A 22,114-nucleotide genomic window follows, 5' to 3' on the forward strand; every position below is an offset into this window, starting at 1 on the left:
TTCAAGCCTGACGTCATGCAGGCGCTGAGCTGCGGATCAAATGATCGAAGGCACTGAGCGAAGCCTTGGCGCCCTCGCCCACCGCGATCACGATCTGTTTGTACGGCACGGTGGTCACGTCACCGGCGGCAAACACACCTGGCAGCGATGTCTCGCCACGGGCGTCGACAATAATCTCGCCGCGTGGCGAAAGCTCAACGGTACCCTTGAGCCAGTCGGTGTTCGGCAGCAAACCGATCTGCACAAAAATCCCTTCCAACTCGACGGTGTGGAACTCACCACTGTCTCGGTCTTTGTAGGCAAGGCCGGTGACTTTCTGACCATCACCTTTCACTTCACTGGTCAGGGCGCTGGTGATCACATTGACATTGGGCAGGCTGTAGAGCTTGCGCTGCAATACCGCGTCGGCGCGCAACTTGCTGTCGAATTCAAGCAAGGTCACATGGCTGACGATACCTGCGAGATCAATCGCGGCCTCGACACCCGAGTTACCGCCACCAATTACCGCCACGCGCTTGCCCTTGAACAACGGGCCATCGCAATGCGGGCAGAAACACACGCCCTTGGCTTTGTAGTCCTGCTCACCCGGCACGCCCATTTCACGCCAGCGGGCGCCGGTCGCCAGAATCACCGACTTGGATTTCAGCGTCGCACCGCTTTCAAAGCGAATCTCATGCAGCTCACCGGGATTTTTTGCCGGAATCAGCGCACTGGCACGCTGCAGGTTCATGATATCGACATCATATTGCTTCACATGCTCTTCCAGGGCGGCGGCCAGCTTGGGCCCTTCGGTTTCCTGGACCGAGACAAAGTTCTCGATGGCCATGGTGTCCAGCACCTGCCCACCAAAACGCTCGGCGGCAACACCGGTTCGGATACCTTTGCGCGCCGCATAGATCGCCGCCGATGCGCCGGCCGGACCGCCACCCACCACCAGCACGTCGAAAGCGGCCTTGGCGCTGATTTTCTCGGCCTGCTTCTCGATGCCGCTGGTGTCGAGCTTGGCGAGGATTTCCTCCAGGCCCATGCGACCCTGACCGAAGTTCACACCGTTCAGGTAAACGCTTGGCACCGCCATGATCTGGCGATCATCGACTTCGGCCTGGAACAACGCACCGTCGATGGCTACGTGGCGGATGTTCGGGTTGAGCACGGCCATCAGGTTCAACGCCTGGACCACGTCCGGGCAGTTCTGGCAGGACAGCGAGAAGTAGGTTTCGAAGTTGAACTCACCTTTGAGATTACGGATTTGTTCAATCACTTCGATACTGGCCTTCGAGGGATGACCGCCGACTTGCAGCAGCGCCAACACCAGCGAAGTGAATTCATGGCCCATCGGAATGCCGGCGAAACGCAGGCTGATATCGGCACCTGGGCGATTGATGGAGAACGAGGGTTTACGCGCATCGTTACCATCGGTGTGCAAGGTAATCAGCGTGGTGAGGCTGGTTACGTCCTGCAACAAGGCAAGCATTTCCTGGGATTTCGCACCGTCGTCGAGGGAGGCGACGATCTCGATCGGCTGGGTGACCCGTTCCAGGTATGACTTCAACTGAGCTTTAAGATTGGCGTCCAACATACGGGCGATTTCCTGTTAATTCGGTTTTTTACAGTCGAAAAAAAACGCCCGAGCGAATCTCGCCCGGGCGTCTTTGGGGGCGGTGCAGCTTACTGAAGTGCGGTAAAACCCGCCCTGTAGCGTTTCACAGTCTTAGATCTTGCCGACCAGGTCCAGGGACGGAGCCAGCGTAGCCTCGCCTTCTTTCCACTTGGCTGGGCAGACTTCGCCAGGGTGAGCAGCAACGTACTGAGCAGCCTTGATCTTGCGCAGCAGCTCGGAAGCGTCACGACCAACACCGCCGTCGTTGATTTCAACGATTTTGATCTGGCCTTCAGGGTTGATCACGAAGGTGCCGCGGTCTGCCAAGCCAGCTTCTTCGATCAGTACGTCGAAGTTACGGGAAATGGCCAGCGTCGGGTCGCCGATCATGGTGTATTGGATTTTGCCGATGGCTGGCGAGGTGTTGTGCCAGGCAGCGTGGGCAAAATGAGTGTCGGTGGACACACTGTAGATTTCGATGCCCAGTTTCTGGAATTCGGCGTAGTTGTCAGCCAGGTCTTCCAGTTCGGTCGGGCAGACGAAGGTGAAGTCAGCTGGGTAGAAAAATACGACAGACCATTTGCCTTTCAGGTCAGCGTCCGACACATCTACGAAAGCGCCGTTTTTGAATGCGGTGGCTTTGAACGGTTTTACTTGGCTGTTGATGATAGGCATCGATGACTCTCCGTCAGGGGGTTAGTAAGTTGATGGGTGAATCCTACCCGCACTCTTGCCAGATGGCTCATTGGCAAACCTGATGCTCGTGATTGGTTTTGACTATCAACGGACTGTATTAATAGAAGAATTTCAAATCAGCGGGACCTCAGCCTGAGCCATGCCAAGAAACGGCGTCGTTTCAACATAGCGCATGGCAGACTTCATGTCCTTCCAACCGACGTAACTCATTAACGACTTCATATCCCAACCGTTGCGATGCGCCCAAGTGGCGAAGCCCCGGCGCAAGGAATGACTGGTGTATTGCTCACCATCAATCCCCGCTCGCTCCAGCGCCTGACGCAACAACGGGATAACACTGTTGGGGTGCAATCGCGCTTCACTCAGATTTCCCCAGCGATCAATGCCGCGAAACACCGGTCCGCGCACCAGCGCCGAGGCCCCAAGCCATTCGCTATAGGCCTGGACCGGGCACAAGCGCCGCAATGCCGGCGTCTGATACGTCTTGCCCAGGTTCTCGCGATCGCTCTTGCTGCGCGGCAGATACAGCGTAATTCCTTCGCCTGGCCTCGCTTGCACGTGCTCAATGTGCAGCCGGCATAGCTCATCACTGCGAAACCCTCGCCAAAAGCCCAGCAGGATCAGGGCACTGTCACGCGTTGCACGTAGCCACCGAGCCTGATCTCCCGCGCTTCTCGCCTGATCGCGCTCCTGCGCCAGCCACCGAGTCACCTGCTCCAGATGCTGGAGCTGTAATGGCTCAGCCTGTTTTTCCTGAGCCGGATGCAGCGCGCGAATCCCCTTCAGTACCTTGCGCACCACGGGTGCCTTGGTTGGATCGGGAAATCCCTGGCTGGCGTGCCATTGCGCCAAGGCCGAGAGGCGCAGCTTCAGGGTGTTGACTGACAGTACGCCCGCGTAGGCCACCAGGTAGCACGCCACGTTGTCACTGGTGGCAGGCAGGAACCCGCCCCAACTCACCTCAAAATGCTCGATCGAGGCACGATAACTGCGGCGGGTGTTGTCGCGGGTGGCGGCGTTTAGATAGCGGTCCAATTCGCTCATGGGGCAGACCTTTGTGTACGGCTTTGTGGGGCATCCAGCTAAAAACATGCCTGACACGGGATAATACGCCAATATCCCATCTGTAATAATCTCAATTTATATAAATTAATTCGCATGCTATAGTATGTATATACATAACATGTACCACAGTACGAAATCGACGGAGACAGCATGGCACGCGGCGGCATCAACAAAGCAGTGGTTCAGACAGCCCGCCTGGCGATCATCGCCCGCGGCGAAAACCCCAGCATCGACGCGGTGCGCATTGAAATGGGTAATACCGGCTCGAAAACCACGATTCATCGCTACCTGAAGGAGCTCGACGAAAACGAAGCCCGGCAGGCCATCACCCAGGCACCGATTGACGATGAACTGGCAGAGCTAGTGGGGAAATTGGCCCAGCGCCTGAAAGACAAGGCCCAGGAACCGATTGATAACGCGCTGGCGCAATTCGAACAGCAGAAAACCGCCCTGCTCGCTCAACTGGAAGAGCTGGAACTGGCCCACACGCAACTCAAGCAGCAGTTCGAGATTCAGGCCGCTGCGCTGGAAGATGAAAGCGCCACACTACAAAGCACGCTGTCCAGCCTGCAGACCGAGCAAACCCGCAACGCCGGCCTGAGCCAGGCCTGTAGCGATTACGAGCTGCGGATCAATGACAAGGACGAGCAGATTCGCTCACTGGAAGAGAAACACCTGCATGCGCGAGAGGCATTGGAGCACTATCGCAACGCGATCAAGGATCAGCGCGAACAGGAACAGCGACGCCATGAAGGTCAACTGCAACAGGTGCAAGCCGAACTGCGCCAGGCACAGCAGAGCGCAATGGTGCGCCAGGACGAAATTACCCAGTTACATCGCGACAACGAGCGCCTGCTGATTGAGCATCGCGTCACCGTCAAGGAACTGAGTGCATTGCAGGCGCAGCTCGGCCAGGACCGTGAAGCACAGCATCAATTGCGCGAGCAGCTCAACCTGATCGACGCCGAGCGCAGTCTGCTGCAAGAGCGACTGCGGGTTGCCCTGCTGGAAACCCAGGCGCGCCAGGAAGCGTTGGCCGAGCACCAACAGATCAACAAATCCCTGGAGATCGACTTGGTCAAGGCCCAGGCCAGTATGGAAGCGTTGCGCCTGGCGGCCGTCGCTGCGACACCGCCAGAAGCAACAGCCACCACCACTACCTGATCAGCTCGATACGGGCGTGCGCATGGTGACGAATTCTTCGGCCGCCGTCGGGTGCACGCCGATGGTTTCATCGAAATGCTGTTTGGTCGCCCCCGCCTTGAGGGCGATCGCGAGACCCTGGACGATCTCGCCTGCATCCGGCCCAACCATGTGGCAACCCAGCACCTTGTTAGTATCGGCATCGACCACCAGCTTCATCAGGGTCCGCTCCTGACAATCCGTGAGGGTCAACTTCATCGGGCGGAAGCGGCTTTCAAAGATCTGCACCTTATGACCATCAGCCCTGGCCTGCTCTTCGCTCAGGCCCACTGTGCCGATATTAGGCAAGCTGAACACGGCTGTCGGAATCATCGCGTAGTCAACCGGACGATACTGCTCAGGCTTGAACAGACGACGCGCGACGGCCATGCCTTCTGCCAGGGCCACGGGCGTCAGCTGGACGCGCCCAATGACATCGCCAATCGCCAGGATCGACGACTCGGCAGTCTGGTACAGGTCATCAACCTCGACAAAACCCCGCTTATCAAGTTTGACGCCGGTGGTTTCCAGCCCCAGGTTATCGAGCATCGGACGTCGACCCGTTGCATAGAACACACAATCGGCTTCCAGCACCCGGCCATCTTTCAGCGTGGCCTTGAGGCTGCCATCAGCCTGCTTGTCGATGCGTGCAATATCTGCATTGAATTGCAGATCAAGACCGCGCTTGGTCAACTCTTCCTGCAAGTGTTTGCGCACTGCACCGTCAAATCCACGCAGGAAAAGGTCGCCGCGATACAGCAGCGAAGTCTGTGCCCCGAGACCGTGAAAAATCCCCGCGAACTCCACCGCGATGTAACCACCGCCGACCACCAGCACACGCTTGGGCAACTCTTTGAGGAAGAACGCCTCGTTGGAGCCGATAGCGTGTTCGCGGCCGGGGATTTCAGGAATCTGTGGCCAGCCGCCGGTGGCAATCAGAATATGCTGGGCGGTGAAGCGCTCGCCATTGATTTCCACCTCGTGCGGCCCAGTCAGGCGCGCATGACCTTCGTGCAGGGTGACACCGCTGTTGAGCAGCAGATTGCGGTAAATGCCATTAAGGCGATTGATCTCACGATCCTTGTTGGCGATCAGGGTCGGCCAATCGAAGTTGGCTTCGCCCAGGGACCAGCCAAAACCACTGGCTTGCTCGAAGTCTTCGGCAAAATGCGCGCCGTAGACCAACAGTTTTTTCGGCACGCAGCCAACGTTGACACAGGTGCCACCCAAATAGCGGCTTTCAGCCACAGCCACTCTGGCGCCAAACCCCGCCGCAAACCGCGCAGCCCGCACACCGCCGGAACCGGCGCCAATTACATACAGATCAAAATCGTAGGCCATTTCACTCTCCTCGGCAGGTCATCAGCATACCTGCTGATACAGCTCGGGTCATACATGGGGCTGAATAACGCGAAAGCCAACCGAACAGACGGTGTGAAAACCTGGCAACCTGCGCGCAATGCAAGTAACACTGATTGCAGAGGGTCGGGCCGCCCTCACCGCTGGGCGAACCTGTCGGTGGCCTTGCTGTTTCGACGCTCCTCCAACAGGGTTCGAGGCGGGAAAAACCCTTCAAAGCTGCGCGGGGTAATCGGGTTGTTGGTCTTTTGCGTGCCAATGCGGTAGCGCATCAACCCATCGGCAATGGCGAAGGCCAGGTCCACGTCGACTAAGTAGGCCCATAACGAAAAATGCTCCGTACCTTGCGATACGGAGCATTTTCGTTGAGCGCCCGCGTGGGACTAGGTGTCACACAGCCTGCGCAGGTGGCTTTGCATTGCTGGCGGCAAACCTGAATCAGTAAGCCTTGCCCGTCTTGTAGAAGTGTTCGTAGCAGAAGTTGGTTGCCTCGATGTAGCCTTCGGCACCGCCGCAGTCGAAACGACGGCCTTTGAATTTGTAGGCAATGACGCAGCCATCTTTGGCCTGCTTCATCAGGGCGTCAGTGATCTGGATTTCGCCCCCCTTGCCTGGCTCGGTTTCTTCGATCAGCTTGAAGATGTCCGGGGTCAGGATATAGCGACCAATGATCGCGAGGTTCGACGGTGCATCTTCCGGCGCCGGCTTCTCAACCATGTCGCGCACGCGAATCAAGCCATCACCGATGTCGTCACCAGCGATCACGCCGTACTTGTTGGTTTCCTGAGGATCGACCTCTTGAACCGCAACAATCGTGCAACGGTACTTCTGGTAAAGCTTGACCATCTGGGTCAATACGCCGTCGCCTTCCAGGTTGACGCACAAGTCGTCCGCCAGCACCACTGCGAAAGGCTCGTCACCAATCAGCGGACGACCGGTCAGGATTGCGTGACCAAGGCCCTTCATTTGGGTCTGGCGAGTGTAGGAGAACGAACACTCGTCAAGCAGCTTGCGGATACCGACCAGGTACTTTTCCTTGTCGGTGCCCTTGATCTGGTTTTCCAGCTCATAGCTGATGTCGAAGTGGTCTTCCAGCGCACGCTTGCCGCGTCCGGTCACGATGGAGATTTCGTTCAGGCCGGCGTCCAGTGCTTCTTCGACGCCGTACTGGATCAGTGGCTTGTTTACCACCGGCAGCATCTCTTTGGGCATGGCTTTAGTCGCTGGCAGGAAGCGAGTACCGTAACCGGCTGCTGGGAACAAGCATTTCTTGATCATATGAGTCCTTAATAAGGGCTGTGCGTACGAAATTCGGCGCAGTCTAATCAGGCCGCAGTCACCTTACAATGGCTCCTGCTGGCGTTGCGATGTCAACATAGAGAAAAAATGTCGTGGTTAGTTCCACTTGCATTCAAACAAGCGTTCCAAACGCTGGCTGAAACGCCAACCCACCTTGCTTTGCAAGGCCATGTTCTTTTTAACATGCTTTATGGCCCCCGGCACTGACCTGCAACAACTTGCGCTGCCGGACTGGATTTGCCGCTATCATTGCGCACTTGAACCAGACAATGAGACAAATAGATGTCGGAACCAAAAGGCGTTAACGGGTACCTGATCAAACAGCAGGCGGATGGCCGGTGGAGCCTGATCAATTTCCACGGCGAGAGCGTTGCCGGAACATTCGCCACCGAGCGCGAGGCGATTGCAGTGGCCGAAGTATTTGTAGATGAAACCGGGCACGCACAGAAAAAAACCAAGCGCTAGGCCGGACTAGACGCCCCGTTCGCCCACACACGGCGAACGGGGCTTTTTTGTGTTTGTCTGTACCTTGATGGCCGTTCGCTATAATCTTCCCGAAACCGCCCCACGACTGTGTCAGCGCTTCCTCAACACCTCTCAACGACGACTCTACATATGAACAAGATTCTGGCACTGATTGCGGTACTGGCACTCTCCGGCTGCACCACCACCTCCGACACCTACCTGAAAAGCGGCGAGCAAGGACTCACGATTGATTGCTCGGGCGAGGCCAATTCCTGGGCCAGTTGCTACGAGAAAGCCGATGCGTCTTGTGCAGGCACGGGCTACCGAATCGTCGGCACCGAGGGCACACCGGCGCTGAAGGAAAGCGACAAGACATTGGGCGCAGATGTTGGCAACTTCAAAGGTCGCAGTGTCGTGGTGGTCTGCAAGTAACGCGGCCGACTACATGTGGATCTCTGCAAACTTGATACCTAGGCCACGAATAGTGTCGATCAAGTCGTCGAGGCGCTGGAAGGATTCGACTTCATCCTGCTCATCCACCAGGAAGAAGCTGCGCCCGGCACTTTTCTTGAAAAACACGATCCACTCCCCGGAATTGGCCGGGTTTTGAATCACATGGGTGGCAGAGATGTGTCCCTCTGCATGCCGCTCTCTGACGCGTTCGCGCTTCATGGCTGATTGTCCAAAATGACAATGCCGCTGAAACCCTCGGTTTCAGCGGCATTTGTTGTGGGTAGAGCATAGTTTACCGGATGCCTTATGGTCTTTCAGGCCGAAAAAACCTGGCGCTGCAACGCAGGCCAGGTTTCTTGATCGGTTTGGAGGGTGTATCAGCGGGCCCGTGGGCTCAGCCGGAAATGCACTCTTCCCCGGCTTTTTTCACGTCGCCTGGACGAATCGGGACGTTGGACATGCTTTCATAGAGCTTGATGCTGCTGCCGCTTGAACGGTTTTCGATTTCGAAAATGGCAGACGGGTCGGCGGAAAACTTTTGTGGCACGATCACCCGGACACCTTCCTTTTGCGGCTCGATCTGCGACGGTCGGCGGGTTGACGAGAGCTTTTGGACAACACACGCCGCGTATTCCTGCGGCTTTTTCCCGGAGATGACCGCCAGCGTTGGCGGTGTCTGTTTGATGTCTGCCACCGAAGCACATCCACTTATTGCCAGGGCCAGAACCAATACACTCCACTTCATACAAAACCTCCGTTAAAGACCCTACGACAGCGGAGAAAGTATTTTTCTCCCTCCCGCGCAGGATTTATCCCTGATAACTTAAGAAATAACTGTTTTAAATTGTCGAAGACACCGACGACGACCCGATAATAAACGCGCCGGGACTGATAAACTCCATCTTAACCTACGTATCGTTCTGATTTTTCAGAAAAAGCCCTTCTGGAGACACCCCCATGAAATTCATTCACCAGCGCGAACACCTGAACGAAGGGGACATTGTCGTCATCGAATGCTCGCAAACTTGTAATATTCGTCTGATGAGCGATGCGAATTTCCGCAGTTTCAAAAATGGTGGTCGCCACACCTATCATGGCGGCGCGTTCGAAAAATTCCCGGCCAAGATCACCGCGCCCAGCACCGGGTTCTGGAACATCACCCTCGACGTTGTCACCCGTCGAGCCATCAGCGTCACCCGCAAGCCAACCTTGTCTCACAAGATCCGCATCGTTCGCCGCACCCACTCCAAGCTGAACTGATCGTTCCCCCCCGCAGCCGACAGGAAATACCGTGACTCAAACCACCAAATACGTCATCAAGTACAAACTCAACGGCGAACGCCGTTTCGAATTCGCTCAGTTGCAATCGGCCAGCGTCGAAGAGGCCAAGCAAGCCCTGGCAAAAATTCACGATGCCAATGATGAAATCACTGAGATCAACGTGAGCAAGGCGTTGTAATTCGAGCGCAAGCATCGGAGTGCCACACCCCAGGTGTATTTCTAGACTGCAGCTTTCCCCGTTGCTGCAGGAACTCGCCAATGCTCACTTCATCCGTACACGCCTCACCGACCGAGCGCCTGGCCACTCAGGACTGGCGCGCTATCGAGCAGGCTCTCGATCAACAGGGCCATGCGCTGATGACTGGCCTGTTGGATGCCCGCGAATGCGCCGAACTGAGCGGCTATTACCCGCGACAGGAGCTGTTTCGCTCCCGCGTGGTGATGGCCAGGCATGGCTTTGGCCGGGGCGAGTACAAATACTTGCGCTACCCGCTGCCCACCCTTGTCAGTGAACTGCGCGAACACATTTATCCGTACCTGGTATCGCAGGCCAATCGCTGGAACGATCAGATGAAGCTGCCGGTCACCTACCCGTCCACGCATGCCGACTTTATCGCGCGATGCCACGCCGCCGGCCAGCACCGCCCTACCCCGCTGCTATTGCAATATGGCCCTGGAGACTACAACTGCTTACACCAGGATCTTTACGGTGAACATGCCTTCCCCCTCCAGGTCGCAATCCTTTTATCGCAGCCGGGCGAGGACTTCAGCGGCGGCGAACTGGTACTCACCGAGCAGCGCCCAAGGATGCAATCTCGGGCCCAGGTGGTGCCCTTGAATCGGGGTGACGCGGTGATCTTTGCCGTCAATCAGCGGCCGATGCCCGGTTCGCGAGGTTTTTATCGGGTGAGCTTGCGCCACGGGGTTAGTGTTCTGCACAGTGGCAAACGTCATACCTTGGGAGTGATTTTTCACGATGCGCAGTAAGCCGATTCCCGGACCCACCGCCGACCTGTTCGCCGAAGACTCCTCGCAGCAATCGGCGGGCAGCGAACAGATGGGCGAGCAATCCTACGTCCTCAGGGGCTACGCCCTGCCCTGGGTCGAGCGCTTGTTGCCAGAGTTACGCCACGTGCTGGCGCAATCTCCGTTTAGAAAGATGGTTACCCCAGGCGGCTTTACCATGTCGGCGGCATTGAGCAGTTGCGGCGAACTGGGCTGGAGCACGGATCGCACCGGTTACCGCTATACGCCCCTCGACCCCGACAGCCAGCAACCCTGGCCCGTGCTGCCCGACAGCATGCGTCAACTGGCGGTAGCCGCGGCGGCTGAAGCGGGGTTCGCCCTTTTCGAGCCGGATACGTGCCTGATCAACCGCTATGTGCCAGGCGCGAAAATGTCTCTGCATCAGGACAAGAACGAACGCGACTATGCCGCACCTGTGGTCTCGGTGTCCCTTGGGTTGCCGGCGGTGTTTCTGTTTGGCGGCCATCTGCGCACTGACAAGACGCAAAAAGTCTTGCTGCTGCATGGCGATGTAGTGGTCTGGGGCGGCGTGGACCGCTTGCGTTTTCATGGCGTGCTCCCCATAAAGGAAGGCGTGCACCCGCAAATAGGCCCACAGCGCATCAATCTGACCTTTCGCATGGCCGGGTGAATTTGACCGCAAGCATCGGAGTGCCGCGCATCAGCCGCCAGACTAATCTGGTCATGTTCGCCCCAGAGTAAGCAACCATGACGACGCGCCACCCCACTGAACAAGATCCACGCTGGGCCGCTATCGTTGCCCGCGACCCCAAGGTCGATCTGCAGTTCGTCTACGGCGTGAAAACCACCGGTGTCTATTGTCGCCCCGGTAGTGCCGCGCGCCTGCCACGCCCGGAAAACGTCGAGTTCTTCGACACAGCGCATCACGCCGAGATCGCCGGATACCGTGCCAGTAAACGCGCATCAGGGGATCAAAACCAAGTCGCGCAGCGCCATGCCCACATCGTCGCCGCAGCCTGCCGGCACATCGAACACGCCGAAAACCTGCCCAGCCTCGAGGCCCTGGCCGACCTCGCCGGCCTGAGTCCGTTTTATTTTCACCGGATCTTCAAGGCCGTCACCGGCCTGACGCCCAAGGGCTACGCCAACGCCCATCGCTCACGCAAGGTGCGTGACGGGCTCAAGGACAGTCATTCGGTAACGGATGCGCTCTATGACGCCGGGTTCAATTCCAACAGCCGATTCTACGAGAACGCCGACCAGTTGCTCGGGATGAAGCCCGGCGATTACAAGGCCGGCGGTACCAACAGTGATATTCGCTTTGCGGTCGGCCAGTGCTCCCTCGGTGCAATTCTGGTGGCGCAAAGCAATCGGGGTGTATGCGCGATTCTGCTGGGGGACGATCCCGAGAAACTGGTGCGTGATCTGCAGGATCAGTTTCCGCGGGCAAATCTCATCGGTGCCGATCACGGCTTCGAACAGTTGATCGCCCAGGTCGTCGGTTTTGTCGAGGCGCCAGCCCTGGGCCTGGACCTGCCCCTGGATGTGCGCGGCACAGCATTTCAAGAACGGGTCTGGCAAGCCTTGCGCAACATTCCACCCGGCGGCACTGCCAGTTACGCCGAAATTGCCAGGCAAATCGGTGCGCCGAGCGCTTTTCGCGCGGTGGCCCAAGCGTGCGGGGCCAACCGGCTGGCGGTAGCGATTCCTTGTCATCGGGTGGTACGCAGCGATGGCAATCTGTCAGGGTACCGTTGGGGTGTGGAGCGCAAGCGTCAGTTGCTGGAGCGCGAAGGCGCCACGCCTGACAGAAACCCTTTATCCCTGTAGCTTGCGCAGACGAAACTGCGCCACCTTATGCCGATTGCCACACAGCGCCATGCTGCACCAACGGCGCTTGTGACCCTTGGTGCGGTCGTAGAACCACAACACGCATTCGGGATGTTCGCAGGTGCGGATCAAGCCGAAATCGCCCTCGACCAGCAGGACCGCCGCGGCTTCGGCAAGCGGCGCAAGAAACTGTTCAGGGGTTTGCAGCTTGCGCTGGCGCTCCAGGCGCACCTCGCCCGGCGCGGGCCATACCAGTAGCGGATGGCTGACCGCCTTGCGCAAAAAACCGTTCAGCGCGCTCGGATCCCCTTGCTGACCCGCCTTGCGCTGTTCCAGTACATCCCGGATCACCTCGCGCAACCCTCGGGCGACCTGCAGCAAAGCCCCCTTCTCAAACACCGGCAAGCCGCCCTCTACAGCCCATCCCAGGCGCACCAGCCAACGCTCGACATCGGCGTCCGTCTGCCAGAAGTCTCGTGGCACTCCGTCAATATTGGCACGGGTATTTAGCAGGTCCAGCACAGGCTCATCCGCCAGCACGTAAGGTTCCAGCGGCGAATCGGTTGGGGGTGTGACGGTCATGGCAGGTCCTCTTGAACACCTCACGAGAGTAACCGCTATTCAACAATTTGTGTAGTTACAGAATCAGAAATGCACGCCAACACAGTAACCAATTAAATTAATTTGACAGGTTACATATTTCAGTGCAGCCTGCTTACTGAGTAACCCATTAAATACATTTAAACAGTTACAAAAGGAACGCAGTCATGTCGCATTCAGCCCCCGTAATCCACTACCGCCATGTCGACGCCGATGGCGTCCGCGTGTTCTATCGCGAAGCCGGTGATCCTTCGGCACCGGTCATATTACTGCTGCATGGTTTCCCCAGTTCGTCCCATATGTACCGCGACTTGATCCCGCTGCTCGCCACCCGCTACCGCGTGATCGCGCCGGATCTGCCAGGATTTGGCTTTACCGAAGTGCCCCCCGAACGCGAGTACCACTACAGCTTCGACAATTTGGCCAGCACCGTCGGCCACTTCGTTGATGTGCTTGAGCTCAGTCGCTATGCCCTGTACGTATTCGACTACGGCGCGCCGGTTGGCCTGCGTCTTGCGGTAGCCCATCCGCAGCGGGTCAGCGCGCTGGTGTCGCAAAATGGCAACGCTTACCTGCAAGGGCTGGGCGATGCGTGGGCACCGATCCGCACCTACTGGGCCGATCCGAGCCCAGCCAATCGAGAGGTGATCCGTCATGCGGTGGTCAGCCTGGAAGGCACCCGCTATCAGTACCTGCATGGGGTGGCTCAGCCGGAGCTGGTCGCACCTGAGTCCTATATGCTCGACACGCTGCTGATGCAGCGCCCCGGCAATGACGAGATCCAGCTCGACCTGTTCCTCGACTACCGCAACAACTTGACGTTGTACCCGGCTTTCCAGGCCTTTTTCCAGGCCACACAACTGCCGACGCTGGTGATCTGGGGGCGCAATGATCCATTTTTCATTCCCCCCGGCGCTCACGCTTACAAGGTCGACAACCCTAACGCGGTGGTGGAGTTACTCGACACCGGGCATTTCGCTCTGGAAACCCATGCCGCGCATATTGCCCAACGAATCCATGCGGTGCTGGGACACGCCATCGACTGAGACTGGCCAAGGAGCCCGGCATGAAACGCCGGGTTCGTCCAGTGAATAAAACAGACTGGCCGCCGGTGTCCAGGCCCTGCTAAAACAGCTGGCATGCATTCCTTCTGGAGACGCGATCCATGAGCACCTGGCCAGACACCCGCATTCTCGATCTGCTGGGCATTGAACTGCCGATCATTCAAGCCCCCATGGCGGGCGCCACCGGCACCGCGATGGTGATTGCCGCCAGCCGCGCCGGAGCCTTGGGTTCCATGCCCGCCGCGGCCCTGAGTATCGAACAACTGCGCGAGGCGCTGGGCACCTTGCGCGCAGCCGGCACGCGACCGCTGAACGTCAACTTCTTCTGTCACCAACCCCCGCCTGTCGATGCCGAACGTGAGCGTCAGTGGAAAAACCTGCTGGAACCCTACTACCGTGAACTGGGCGCCGACTTCGATGCGCCGACACCCGTGTCAAATCGCGCGCCGTTCGACAGTGTCGCGTGTGAAGTAGTGGAAGAGTTTCGCCCCGAAGTGGTCAGTTTTCACTTCGGCCTGCCGGAGAAGCGTCTGCTGGAGCGAGTCAAGGCCACGGGTGCAAAAGTGTTGTCGTCCGCCACCACCGTGCAAGAGGCCATCTGGCTCGAGCAGCACGGTTGCGACGCCATCATCGCCATGGGTTATGAAGCCGGCGGCCATCGCGGGATGTTCCTCAGCGAGGACCTCAACAGCCAGATCGGCACCATGGCGTTGGTGCCGCAGATTGTCGATGCCGTCAGCCTGCCAGTGATCGCGGCCGGCGGCATCGGTGATGCGCGGGGCATCGTCGCGGCGTTCGCCCTCGGGGCGTCGGCGGTACAGATCGGCACAGCTTACCTGTTCACCCCGGAGGCCAGCGTCACAGCGTCACACCACTCCGCATTGCGCAGTGCCCAAGCCAGTGAGACGGCGTTGACCAACCTGTTCACCGGGCGCCCGGCGCGCGGCATCATCAATCGGATCATGCGCGAACTGGGACCGATCAGCCCCGCCGCCCCAGCGTTTCCGCTGTCCGGCGGCGCCTTGATGCCGTTGAAGGCCAAGCACGAAGCCGACTTCAGCAATCTGTGGTCGGGACAGGCGTTGCGCCTGTGCAAGGACCAGACGAGCTATGAACTGACCCGAACCTTGGGCGCACAAGCACTGGAAAAACTCCAAAGAACCTGAAAATACCGGCTTCAGGGGCAACGTTGCACTGTACCGCCGAGGGCTGATCGCTATATATTCCCGTACATAGCGCTATCAGCCCTTTGCCCACCCCAGGAGCTGCTTGATATGGGTACCCGCATTTTTTCACCGCAATACCCCGGCGTAACAGCTGTCGCTGCCCGGCTGAGCGCACTGATCGCGCTTTTTACCTTCGGTTCGGCCCAAGCCGACGAGGTCCAGGTCGCGGTAGCTTCCAACTTCACCGCGCCGATCCAGGCAATTGCCGCCGCCTTCGAAAAAGACACCGGCCACACATTGGTTGCCGCCTACGGTGCCACAGGGCAGTTCTATGCCCAGATCAACAACGGCGCACCCTACGAAATGTTCCTGAGTGCCGACGATACAACCCCGCAAAAGCTTGAAAGCGAAGGCCACACCGTCAAGGGATCACGCTTCACCTACGCTGTCGGCACCCTGGCGTTGTGGTCGCCCAAGGCAGGTTATGTCGACGCCACCGGTGAGGTGCTGAAGAAAAATGTCTACCAGCATCTGTCGATTGCCAATCCCAAAACGGCGCCGTATGGCCTCGCCGCCACCCAGGTATTGGCGACGCTGGGCCTGAACGAACAGCTCAAAGACAAAATCGTTGAAGGCCAGAACATCACCCAGGCTTACCAATTTGTGTCCACTGGCAATGCCGAACTGGGGTTTGTCGCCTTGTCGCAGATTTATAAAGACGGCCAGGTCAGCAGCGGCTCCGCCTGGATCGTTCCCGCGCGGATGCATGACCCGATCAAACAGGACGCCGTGATCCTCGATAAAGGCAAAGGCAACCCGGCCGCCCAGGCGCTGGTTGACTACCTCAAAGGGCCAAAAGCCGCTGCCATCATCAAATCCTACGGTTACCAACTGTAAATGCCTCTATCGAGCGCCGATTTTTCCGCGATCTGGCTGACCCTGAAACTGGCGTCGCTGACCACCGTGATTCTGCTAATCATCGGTACGCCGATTGCCTTATGGCTTTCGCGCACGCGCTCGTGGTGGCGCGGGCCGGTTGGGGCGGTGGTCGCCCTGCCCTTGGTGCTGCCGCCGACGGTGATCGGCTTTTACTTGCTGCTGGCCATGGGACCCAACGGCTACCTCGGCCAGTTCACCCAATGGCTGGGGCTGGGCACGCTGACCTTCAGTTTTGCGGGCCTGGTGATCGGCTCGGTGATCTATTCGATGCCCTTTGTGGTGCAGCCGTTGCAGAACGCGTTTTCGGCGATTGGCACCCGTCCGCTGGAAGTGGCCGCGACCTTGCGAGCCAACCCCTGGGACACGTTTTTCAGTGTGATCCTGCCGCTGGCCCGTCCAGGCTTTATCACCGCTTCGATTCTCGGTTTCGCGCACACCGTCGGCGAGTTCGGCGTGGTATTGATGATCGGCGGCAATATCCCTGACAAGACCCGGGTGGTCTCGGTGCAGATCTACGATCACGTCGAAGCCATGGAATACCTGCAAGCCCATTGGCTGGCCGGCGCGATGCTGGTGTTTTCTTTCCTGGTGTTGCTGGCCCTCTACTCCAGCCGCAAAACCCGCGCGGGGTGGGGTTGATGTCGATGATTGAACTGTCTCTGCAACTGCACTATTCGGGGTTTGCCCTGGATGTCGACCTGCAATTACCCGGTCGTGGCGTCACCGCACTCTATGGGCATTCCGGTTCCGGCAAGACCACCTGCCTGCGCTGCATCGCCGGGCTGGAACGGGCCGAGAACGGCTTTGTGCAAATCAACGATCAGGTCTGGCAAGACAGCCGCAACGGCGTGTTTGTGCCGCCGCACAAACGCGCCATCGGCTACGTCTTTCAAGAGGCCAGTCTGTTTCCCCATTTGTCGGTGCTGGCCAACCTGGAATTCGGCCTCAAGCGCATCCCCCGACAACAGCGGCGGGTCGACCTGGCACAGGCGACCGAGTTATTGGGTATTGGTCATTTGCTGGAGCGCCGTCCCGAACACTTGTCCGGGGGCGAACGCCAGCGCATCGGCATCGCCCGCGCTCTGCTTACCAGCCCGCAATTGCTGTTGATGGACGAACCCCTCGCCGCCCTGGACAGCAAGCGTAAAGGCGAAATCCTGCCCTACCTGGAACGTTTGCACGACCAGTTGGAGATTCCGCTGCTGTATGTCAGTCATGCCCAGGATGAAGTGGCGCGCCTGGCCGATCACATCGTCTTGCTCAGCGAGGGCAAGGCCCTGGCCAGCGGCCCCATCGGCGAAACCCTGGCCCGGCTCGACTTGCCGCTGGCGCTTGGTGACGAGGCTGGCGTCGTGATCAGCGGCACCGTCAGCGCCCATGACGCTCACTATCAGTTACTCACCCTGCAACTGCCCGACTGCCCGTTACAGATGCGCGTGGCCCACGGGCCGCTGGACCTGGGCAAACAATTGCGCTTCAAAGTGCAGGCGCGGGATGTCAGCCTCAGCCTGCAGCCGGAGGAACACAGCAGTATCCTCAACCGCTTGCCGGTGATCGTGACCGAGGAGATTCCCGCCGACAACAGCGCCCATGTGCTGGTACGTCTCGACGCGGCGGGCACGCCATTGCTGGCGCGGATCACCCGCTATTCACGGGACCAGTTGCGACTGCATCCCGGGCAGGCTTTGTGGGTGCAGATCAAGGCGGTGGCAGTGCTGGCCTGATCGGGTGCAATCCGTTGGCACCACCGCACACGGCCGCGGTCAATCAGTCATACCCGCCTGATTGCCCTCCAGGACTTTGCCATGCCCGACTCCGCGCTGTTTGCCGACCTGCCCCGCGACCTGCATTACGTTGACGACACCCAACCCGGCCTGCGCCGTAAAAAACTGCGCGGCAAGTTCCAGTATTTCGATGCCGACGGCCAGCGCATCAGCGACGCCGCCGAAATCCAGCGCATCAACGCCCTGGCTATCCCACCGGCCTATACCGACGCCTGGATCTGCGCCGACCCGCAAGGCCATCTGCAGGCCACCGGGCGCGATGCTCGGGGCCGCAAGCAATACCGTTATCACCCGCGCTGGCGCGAAGTGCGTGACAGCGACAAATATTCGCGCCTGCAGGCGTTCGGCAACGCGCTGCCCAAGCTGCGCAAGCAACTGGAAGCGCAAATCGCCACCTCTGGCTTTAACCGGGAAAAAGTCCTGGCGACCGTGGTGTCGTTGCTGGACGCAACACTGATCCGGGTCGGCAACAGCCAATATGCGCGAGACAACCGCTCCTATGGACTGACCACCCTGCGCACGCGGCATGTGGACGTCAAGGGCAGTGAAATCCAATTCCAGTTTCGCGGCAAGAGCGGCATTGAGCATCAGGTCAGCGTGAAGGACCGGCGACTGGCGAATGTGATCAAGCGCTGCCTGGAACTGCCGGGACAGAACCTGTTCCAGTACCTGGACGAAAACGGCGAGCGACGTACCGTCAGCTCCACCGACGTCAACGCCTACTTACACAGCCTCACCGGCGCGGACTTTACCGCCAAGGATTACCGGACCTGGGCCGGTAGCGCACAGGCGTTGGCGGTGCTGCGGGAGTTGGCCTGGCAACCGGAATCCGACGCGAAAAAGCACCTGGTCCAGATGGTCAAGGATGTCGCCAGGCAGTTGGGTAATACCCCAGCAGTGTGCCGCAAATGCTACATTCATCCGGCTGTGCTCGAGCACTTTACCCTCGGAGAACTGGCGAAATTGCCCAAGCCCCGGGCACGCAAAGGGTTGAAAGCCGAGGAAGTGGGATTGGCGATGTTTCTCGAACGACTGGCTGCGACCTTGTAGGAAAACTTCCCGTTGCGCTACCCTGTCGAACCTTTCTGTCCCCAGGACGACCGCCGACGTGAACCACTAAGCCTTCCAACATGTAAACGCAACGAGCCGCCCGACGCGCTTGTTGGCTTGTACCACAGTGTTTTGGAGGTGCTGATGACTGACGTCAAGCGGCTGCCTGTACTTGTTTCCTTGCATCACGTGGGTTTTCAGTTCGCCAATGGCGAAACCTTGCTGGAAGACCTCACGGTCTCTTTCGATCACACACCTACCGCCATTGTCGGACGCAATGGCATGGGTAAAAGTGTGCTCGCGCGTTTAATCGCCGGCGAACTGGTGCCGTCTTCCGGCACTCTCAAATCCTCGGCCAGCGTGGCCTACGTCCCACAAATCATCGACCCGGCGCCCAACCAAACCGTGGCCCACCTGACCGGGTGCGCCGACGTTCTTGCCGCCCTGGAGCGCCTGGCCGAAGGACACGCCCTGCCCGATGACCTGGAATTGATCGACGATCGCTGGGACCTGGCCGAACGCCTGCGCCAGGCGCTCGACGCCGCTGACTTGTCTGATACCGTGGTTGACCAGCCCGCCGAACAGCTCAGCGGTGGCCAGTTGGCCAGGGTCGCGCTGATCGGTGCATTGCTGAGGAAACCGCAATTGCTGATTCTCGACGAACCCAGCAACCATCTGGACAGCGCGGGGCGCGACTGGCTGCTGAGCACGCTGGCGCATTGGCGCGGCGGTTTGCTCATGGTCAGTCATGACCGACAACTGCTCGATACAGTGGGTCGGATCATCGAACTGTCGCCCCTGGGTCTGCGCATCTACGGCGGCAACTATGACGACTATCGCCGTCAACGTGATGCCGAACAGCACGCCGCTCAGGCCTCGCTCGAACATGCGCGCCTGGAGCGGCGGCGTGAACGCCAGCGCCTGCAACATGAGCATGACAGCCTCCAGCGCCAGGCCGCGCGCGCGCAAACACGCAGAAACCGCGAATGTCGACGCCTTCACCCAGGCGCGCTGGAAAGGTTCCGCGAATGAAATCGTCAGCAACGTGCGCAGCGCTCACGTGCAACACAAGCAGCAACTGGACCAGCGCGTGCGAGCGGCCCACGAGCGTGTCGTGGAGGACGCGCCGATCCTGCTGGCGTTGCCTGACCTCCTTCTGCCCGCCGGGCGTCAGGTCCTGTCGCTGATCGATGTGCAGCTTCCCTGGCTTGATCCTTCGGCGCCACCTTCGTTCATCAGCATGAGCCTGACCGGGCCGGTACGGGTGGCCGTGAGCGGACCGAACGGTTGCGGTAAATCGACCTTGCTCAAACTGCTGGCAGGCCAATTGCGCCCGGTCAGTGGCGAATGCGCCGTGCACCTCGCCTGCGCCTATATCGATCAACAACTGGCGTTGCTCGACGATCGATATTCAATTGTCGAGCAGCTCAATCTGCTGAACACGCCACTGGCCGAAGGCGAGTTGCGCACTCGATTGGCCCTGTTGCAACTGGATGCGTTGCGGGTCACTCAAGCGGTCGGCCAGCTCAGCGGTGGTGAACGTTTGAAGGCCGCCATGGCCGTCGCTCTATGGCGCGCTACCCCGGCGCAACTGCTGTTGCTGGATGAGCCCACCAACCACCTGGACCTGGAATCAATCACCGCGTTTGAACGCGCCTTGCAGGGATTTCCCGGTGCGCTGCTAGCGGTGTCCCACGACGCCAGCTTTCTCGAAGCGCTCAACCCGACTCATGTTCTGAGCTGGCACGCCGATGGCTGGCGCCTGACGCTGAGTTGAATCGCACGCACCGTTCATTCAGCCAGGCAGCTCAGCCTTTGCACCATCAGCCTGCGTCGCTCATGATCCAGAGCCGACACAAGGAGCTTGTCACCCATGCCAACACCCACGCTGCATCTGATGTGCGGCAAGATCGCAGCAGGCAAGTCAACGCTGGCCAACACCCTCGCCGTTGATCACGGCGCGATGGTACTCAGTGAAGACCAATGGCTTTCCCGGCTCTATCCTGGAGAGATTCGTTCGGTGGCGGACTACCGGCGGTGTGCACAGAGACTGCGTGGGGTGTTGGGGCCGCTGGTGATCGACCTGCTTGAGTCAGGCGTCTGCGTGGTACTGGACTTTCCCGCCAATACCGTCGCGGATCGCGCATGGTTGCGCGGCTTGGCCCTGACCGCGCGCGTGCCGCATTGCCTGCATTTTCTTGAGGTGGATGACGACACTTGCCGTGCCCGACTTCACGCGCGGAACCAGCAGCGCGACCACGACTTTGCGGCGACCGATGCCGAGTTTGACCTGATTACCAGCCACTTCCGCGCGCCTCATCCGGATGAAGAGCTTGTCATCAGGGTTCATCGCCCTTAAACCATCGCCAGCATCAAATCCAGGTTCTGCACGGCCGCGCCCGCGGCGCCCTTGCCTAGATTGTCAAACACCGCGGCCAACAGGAGCTGATTGCCATTTTCAAACACCATCAACTTCATATCGTCCGTCCCGTTGAGCATTTGCGGGTCCAGAGCCAGCAGCTGCTTTGCATCGCCCATCGACATGACCTGTACATGATCGGCATCGGCGTAATGCTGCTCCAGGCACGTCTGTATCCGCATCGCATCAGTCCCGGGGGCCAACAAACGTAGCTCCAGCGGGATGCTCAAGACGATTCCCTGGCGAAAAGCGCCGTATGCCGGGACAAACATCGGGCGCTGCGCCAAGCCGCTGTGCAGTTGGATCTCCGGAACATGCTTGTGCATCAGGCCCAGCCCATATAGTTGAAACGCCGACGCCTGGGATGCGGTTTCACCCTCATACTGTTCGACAGCCACACGTCCGCCGCCGGAATAGCCTGACACCGCATGGATGCTGACCGGGTAATCCCTGGGTAGCAAACCGGCCTCCAGCAACGGACGCAGCAGACCTACCGCCCCAGTCGGATAACAACCGGGATTACTGACCCGACGCGCGCTGGCAATATGTTGCGCCTGCTGTGGGCTCATTTGCGCGAAACCGTAGGTCCAGTCTGGGTGGATACGGTGCGCCGAACTGGCATCGATCACCCGCACCGCTGGATTGCTGATGCTGGCGACCGCATCACGTGCCGCATCGTCAGGCAAGCAGAGGATCGCGATGTCGCAGGCGTTGATCGCATCGGCGCGGCGTTGAGGATCTTTGCGGTATGGCGCAGCGAGTGTGACCAGCTGCAAATCAGCCCGCTCGTGCAGTCTCTGGTGGATTTGCAGACCGGTGGTGCCTTGGTCGCCGTCGATAAATATCAGGGGAGTGGTCATGCACAGCGCTCGTCA

25 protein-coding genes and 1 pseudogene are annotated in these 22,114 nt (G+C 59.1%); 16 read left to right on the forward strand and 10 right to left on the reverse strand.

The window, feature by feature from the left end; translation table 11 throughout:
- Window positions 1–13 precede the first annotated feature (13 nt).
- The 3 genes from ahpF to BLU75_RS11355 form a co-directional block, all read right to left on the reverse strand.
- Entirely contained in the window at window positions 14–1,579 is a 1,566-nt protein-coding gene (gene ahpF, locus BLU75_RS11345; RefSeq protein ID WP_084381168.1) for an alkyl hydroperoxide reductase subunit F, read from the reverse strand.
- 132 nt (window positions 1,580–1,711) lie between these two features.
- Window positions 1,712–2,275, reverse strand: coding sequence for an alkyl hydroperoxide reductase subunit C (ahpC, locus tag BLU75_RS11350; RefSeq protein WP_084381169.1), 564 nt, complete (start codon window positions 2,273–2,275; stop codon window positions 1,712–1,714).
- A gap of 132 nt (window positions 2,276–2,407) precedes the next feature.
- The gene (locus tag BLU75_RS11355) at window positions 2,408–3,340 is read right to left on the reverse strand and encodes a site-specific integrase (RefSeq protein ID WP_090221457.1); all 933 of its coding nucleotides are present in this window, start codon (window positions 3,338–3,340) and stop codon (window positions 2,408–2,410) included.
- 171 nt (window positions 3,341–3,511) lie between these two features.
- Here BLU75_RS11355 and BLU75_RS11360 point away from each other — a divergent pair, with 171 nt between their 5' ends.
- Window positions 3,512–4,525 (forward strand): DNA-binding protein, encoded by a 1,014-nt coding sequence (locus BLU75_RS11360; protein WP_084381171.1) that lies wholly within the window; start codon window positions 3,512–3,514, stop codon window positions 4,523–4,525.
- Here BLU75_RS11360 and gorA read toward each other — a convergent pair whose 3' ends face one another.
- The 3 genes from gorA to galU form a co-directional block, all read right to left on the reverse strand.
- Window positions 4,526–5,884 carry a glutathione-disulfide reductase gene (gene gorA, locus BLU75_RS11365; RefSeq protein ID WP_084381172.1) on the reverse strand — a complete coding sequence of 453 codons (1,359 nt, stop codon included), beginning with the start codon at window positions 5,882–5,884 and terminating at the stop codon, window positions 4,526–4,528.
- Window positions 5,885–6,039: 155 nt separating this feature from the next.
- Window positions 6,040–6,207: a hypothetical protein gene (locus BLU75_RS27260; RefSeq protein ID WP_157720768.1), complete on the reverse strand. Its 168-nt coding sequence runs from the start codon at window positions 6,205–6,207 to the stop codon at window positions 6,040–6,042.
- A gap of 133 nt (window positions 6,208–6,340) precedes the next feature.
- Window positions 6,341–7,180 carry a UTP--glucose-1-phosphate uridylyltransferase GalU gene (gene galU / locus BLU75_RS11370; protein WP_084381173.1) on the reverse strand — a complete coding sequence of 280 codons (840 nt, stop codon included), beginning with the start codon at window positions 7,178–7,180 and terminating at the stop codon, window positions 6,341–6,343.
- A 303-nt stretch (window positions 7,181–7,483) separates the two neighbouring features.
- Between galU and BLU75_RS11375 the strand changes: the two genes are divergently transcribed.
- Both BLU75_RS11375 and BLU75_RS11380 read left to right on the forward strand, forming a co-directional pair.
- Window positions 7,484–7,666, forward strand: coding sequence for a hypothetical protein (locus BLU75_RS11375; RefSeq protein ID WP_084381174.1), 183 nt, complete (start codon window positions 7,484–7,486; stop codon window positions 7,664–7,666).
- 150 nt (window positions 7,667–7,816) lie between these two features.
- Window positions 7,817–8,098, forward strand: a complete 282-nt coding sequence (locus BLU75_RS11380) for a hypothetical protein (RefSeq protein ID WP_084381175.1) — start codon at window positions 7,817–7,819, stop codon at window positions 8,096–8,098.
- A 9-nt stretch (window positions 8,099–8,107) separates the two neighbouring features.
- Here BLU75_RS11380 and BLU75_RS11385 read toward each other — a convergent pair whose 3' ends face one another.
- The gene (locus BLU75_RS11385) at window positions 8,108–8,338 is read right to left on the reverse strand and encodes a hypothetical protein (RefSeq protein ID WP_084381176.1); all 231 of its coding nucleotides are present in this window, start codon (window positions 8,336–8,338) and stop codon (window positions 8,108–8,110) included.
- A gap of 175 nt (window positions 8,339–8,513) precedes the next feature.
- The gene (locus BLU75_RS11390) at window positions 8,514–8,864 is read right to left on the reverse strand and encodes a hypothetical protein (RefSeq protein WP_084381177.1); all 351 of its coding nucleotides are present in this window, start codon (window positions 8,862–8,864) and stop codon (window positions 8,514–8,516) included.
- A gap of 212 nt (window positions 8,865–9,076) precedes the next feature.
- Here BLU75_RS11390 and BLU75_RS11395 point away from each other — a divergent pair, with 212 nt between their 5' ends.
- From BLU75_RS11395 to ada, 5 genes are all read left to right on the forward strand, one after another.
- On the forward strand, window positions 9,077–9,379 hold the full coding sequence (locus BLU75_RS11395; protein WP_084381178.1) for a DUF1883 domain-containing protein: 303 nt from the start codon (window positions 9,077–9,079) through the stop codon (window positions 9,377–9,379).
- A gap of 31 nt (window positions 9,380–9,410) precedes the next feature.
- Window positions 9,411–9,578 (forward strand): hypothetical protein, encoded by a 168-nt coding sequence (locus BLU75_RS27465; RefSeq protein WP_090221458.1) that lies wholly within the window; start codon window positions 9,411–9,413, stop codon window positions 9,576–9,578.
- An 80-nt stretch (window positions 9,579–9,658) separates the two neighbouring features.
- Window positions 9,659–10,387, forward strand: a complete 729-nt coding sequence (locus tag BLU75_RS11405) for a 2OG-Fe(II) oxygenase (RefSeq protein WP_084381179.1) — start codon at window positions 9,659–9,661, stop codon at window positions 10,385–10,387.
- Window positions 10,388–10,391: 4 nt separating this feature from the next.
- Window positions 10,392–11,057, forward strand: coding sequence for a DNA oxidative demethylase AlkB (gene alkB / locus BLU75_RS11410; RefSeq protein ID WP_084381210.1), 666 nt, complete (start codon window positions 10,392–10,394; stop codon window positions 11,055–11,057).
- Between the two features lie 77 nt (window positions 11,058–11,134).
- On the forward strand, window positions 11,135–12,217 hold the full coding sequence (gene ada, locus BLU75_RS11415; RefSeq protein ID WP_084381180.1) for a bifunctional DNA-binding transcriptional regulator/O6-methylguanine-DNA methyltransferase Ada: 1,083 nt from the start codon (window positions 11,135–11,137) through the stop codon (window positions 12,215–12,217).
- Here the strand turns inward: ada and BLU75_RS11420 are convergent.
- Window positions 12,206–12,799 (reverse strand): CGNR zinc finger domain-containing protein, encoded by a 594-nt coding sequence (locus BLU75_RS11420; protein ID WP_084381181.1) that lies wholly within the window; start codon window positions 12,797–12,799, stop codon window positions 12,206–12,208. The two genes, ada and BLU75_RS11420, sit on opposite strands and share 12 nt — an antisense overlap.
- 185 nt (window positions 12,800–12,984) lie before the next feature.
- On the opposite strand from BLU75_RS11420, the gene BLU75_RS11425 reads away from it, so the two are divergent.
- The 8 genes and pseudogenes from BLU75_RS11425 (at window position 12,985) to BLU75_RS11460 (ending at window position 21,179) form a co-directional block, all read left to right on the forward strand.
- Window positions 12,985–13,863 carry an alpha/beta fold hydrolase gene (locus BLU75_RS11425; RefSeq protein ID WP_084381182.1) on the forward strand — a complete coding sequence of 293 codons (879 nt, stop codon included), beginning with the start codon at window positions 12,985–12,987 and terminating at the stop codon, window positions 13,861–13,863.
- Window positions 13,864–13,982: 119 nt separating this feature from the next.
- The gene (locus BLU75_RS11430) at window positions 13,983–15,047 is read left to right on the forward strand and encodes an NAD(P)H-dependent flavin oxidoreductase (protein WP_084381183.1); all 1,065 of its coding nucleotides are present in this window, start codon (window positions 13,983–13,985) and stop codon (window positions 15,045–15,047) included.
- A 108-nt stretch (window positions 15,048–15,155) separates the two neighbouring features.
- On the forward strand, window positions 15,156–15,944 hold the full coding sequence (gene modA, locus BLU75_RS11435) for a molybdate ABC transporter substrate-binding protein (RefSeq protein ID WP_084381184.1): 789 nt from the start codon (window positions 15,156–15,158) through the stop codon (window positions 15,942–15,944).
- Window positions 15,945–16,625: a molybdate ABC transporter permease subunit gene (gene modB / locus BLU75_RS11440; RefSeq protein WP_084381185.1), complete on the forward strand. Its 681-nt coding sequence runs from the start codon at window positions 15,945–15,947 to the stop codon at window positions 16,623–16,625.
- Complete coding sequence (gene modC, locus BLU75_RS11445; RefSeq protein ID WP_373863670.1) at window positions 16,625–17,710, forward strand: molybdenum ABC transporter ATP-binding protein; 1,086 nt, start codon at window positions 16,625–16,627, stop codon at window positions 17,708–17,710. Before modB ends, modC begins: the two co-directional genes overlap by 1 nt.
- An 81-nt stretch (window positions 17,711–17,791) precedes the next feature.
- Entirely contained in the window at window positions 17,792–18,820 is a 1,029-nt protein-coding gene (locus tag BLU75_RS11450; protein ID WP_084381186.1) for a DNA topoisomerase IB, read from the forward strand.
- Window positions 18,821–18,964: 144 nt separating this feature from the next.
- Window positions 18,965–20,597: pseudogene (locus tag BLU75_RS11455) on the forward strand (ABC-F family ATP-binding cassette domain-containing protein).
- 96 nt (window positions 20,598–20,693) lie between these two features.
- Entirely contained in the window at window positions 20,694–21,179 is a 486-nt protein-coding gene (locus tag BLU75_RS11460) for a P-loop nucleotide/nucleoside kinase family protein (protein ID WP_084381187.1), read from the forward strand.
- On the opposite strand, the gene argC is transcribed toward BLU75_RS11460, so the two are convergent.
- A complete protein-coding gene (argC, locus tag BLU75_RS11465; RefSeq protein ID WP_084381188.1) occupies window positions 21,176–22,099 on the reverse strand; it encodes an N-acetyl-gamma-glutamyl-phosphate reductase in 924 nt (307 codons plus the stop codon). The two genes, BLU75_RS11460 and argC, sit on opposite strands and share 4 nt — an antisense overlap.
- Window positions 22,100–22,114: the final 15 nt, after the last annotated feature.

This window comes from Pseudomonas mucidolens, from assembly GCF_900106045.1.
In the GTDB taxonomy this organism is placed as follows: domain Bacteria; phylum Pseudomonadota; class Gammaproteobacteria; order Pseudomonadales; family Pseudomonadaceae; genus Aquipseudomonas; species Aquipseudomonas mucidolens.

Excerpts from the sequence above, each read along its gene's own strand:
- ahpF (WP_084381168.1), bottom strand. The coding sequence starts at position 1,579 with ATGTTGGACGCCAATCTTAAAGCTCAGTTGAAGTCATACCTGGAACGG.
- ahpC (WP_084381169.1), bottom strand. The coding sequence starts at position 2,275 with ATGCCTATCATCAACAGCCAAGTAAAACCGTTCAAAGCCACCGCATTC.
- BLU75_RS11355 (WP_090221457.1), bottom strand. The coding sequence starts at position 3,340 with ATGAGCGAATTGGACCGCTATCTAAACGCCGCCACCCGCGACAACACC.
- BLU75_RS11360 (WP_084381171.1), top strand. The coding sequence starts at position 3,512 with ATGGCACGCGGCGGCATCAACAAAGCAGTGGTTCAGACAGCCCGCCTG.
- gorA (WP_084381172.1), bottom strand. The coding sequence starts at position 5,884 with ATGGCCTACGATTTTGATCTGTATGTAATTGGCGCCGGTTCCGGCGGT.
- galU (WP_084381173.1), bottom strand. The coding sequence starts at position 7,180 with ATGATCAAGAAATGCTTGTTCCCAGCAGCCGGTTACGGTACTCGCTTC.
- BLU75_RS11375 (WP_084381174.1), top strand. The coding sequence starts at position 7,484 with ATGTCGGAACCAAAAGGCGTTAACGGGTACCTGATCAAACAGCAGGCG.
- BLU75_RS11380 (WP_084381175.1), top strand. The coding sequence starts at position 7,817 with ATGAACAAGATTCTGGCACTGATTGCGGTACTGGCACTCTCCGGCTGC.
- BLU75_RS11385 (WP_084381176.1), bottom strand. The coding sequence starts at position 8,338 with ATGAAGCGCGAACGCGTCAGAGAGCGGCATGCAGAGGGACACATCTCT.
- BLU75_RS11390 (WP_084381177.1), bottom strand. The coding sequence starts at position 8,864 with ATGAAGTGGAGTGTATTGGTTCTGGCCCTGGCAATAAGTGGATGTGCT.
- BLU75_RS11395 (WP_084381178.1), top strand. The coding sequence starts at position 9,077 with ATGAAATTCATTCACCAGCGCGAACACCTGAACGAAGGGGACATTGTC.
- BLU75_RS11405 (WP_084381179.1), top strand. The coding sequence starts at position 9,659 with ATGCTCACTTCATCCGTACACGCCTCACCGACCGAGCGCCTGGCCACT.
- ada (WP_084381180.1), top strand. The coding sequence starts at position 11,135 with ATGACGACGCGCCACCCCACTGAACAAGATCCACGCTGGGCCGCTATC.
- BLU75_RS11420 (WP_084381181.1), bottom strand. The coding sequence starts at position 12,799 with ATGACCGTCACACCCCCAACCGATTCGCCGCTGGAACCTTACGTGCTG.
- BLU75_RS11425 (WP_084381182.1), top strand. The coding sequence starts at position 12,985 with ATGTCGCATTCAGCCCCCGTAATCCACTACCGCCATGTCGACGCCGAT.
- BLU75_RS11430 (WP_084381183.1), top strand. The coding sequence starts at position 13,983 with ATGAGCACCTGGCCAGACACCCGCATTCTCGATCTGCTGGGCATTGAA.
- modA (WP_084381184.1), top strand. The coding sequence starts at position 15,156 with ATGGGTACCCGCATTTTTTCACCGCAATACCCCGGCGTAACAGCTGTC.
- modB (WP_084381185.1), top strand. The coding sequence starts at position 15,945 with ATGCCTCTATCGAGCGCCGATTTTTCCGCGATCTGGCTGACCCTGAAA.
- modC (WP_373863670.1), top strand. The coding sequence starts at position 16,625 with ATGTCGATGATTGAACTGTCTCTGCAACTGCACTATTCGGGGTTTGCC.
- BLU75_RS11450 (WP_084381186.1), top strand. The coding sequence starts at position 17,792 with ATGCCCGACTCCGCGCTGTTTGCCGACCTGCCCCGCGACCTGCATTAC.
- BLU75_RS11460 (WP_084381187.1), top strand. The coding sequence starts at position 20,694 with ATGCCAACACCCACGCTGCATCTGATGTGCGGCAAGATCGCAGCAGGC.
- argC (WP_084381188.1), bottom strand. The coding sequence starts at position 22,099 with ATGACCACTCCCCTGATATTTATCGACGGCGACCAAGGCACCACCGGT.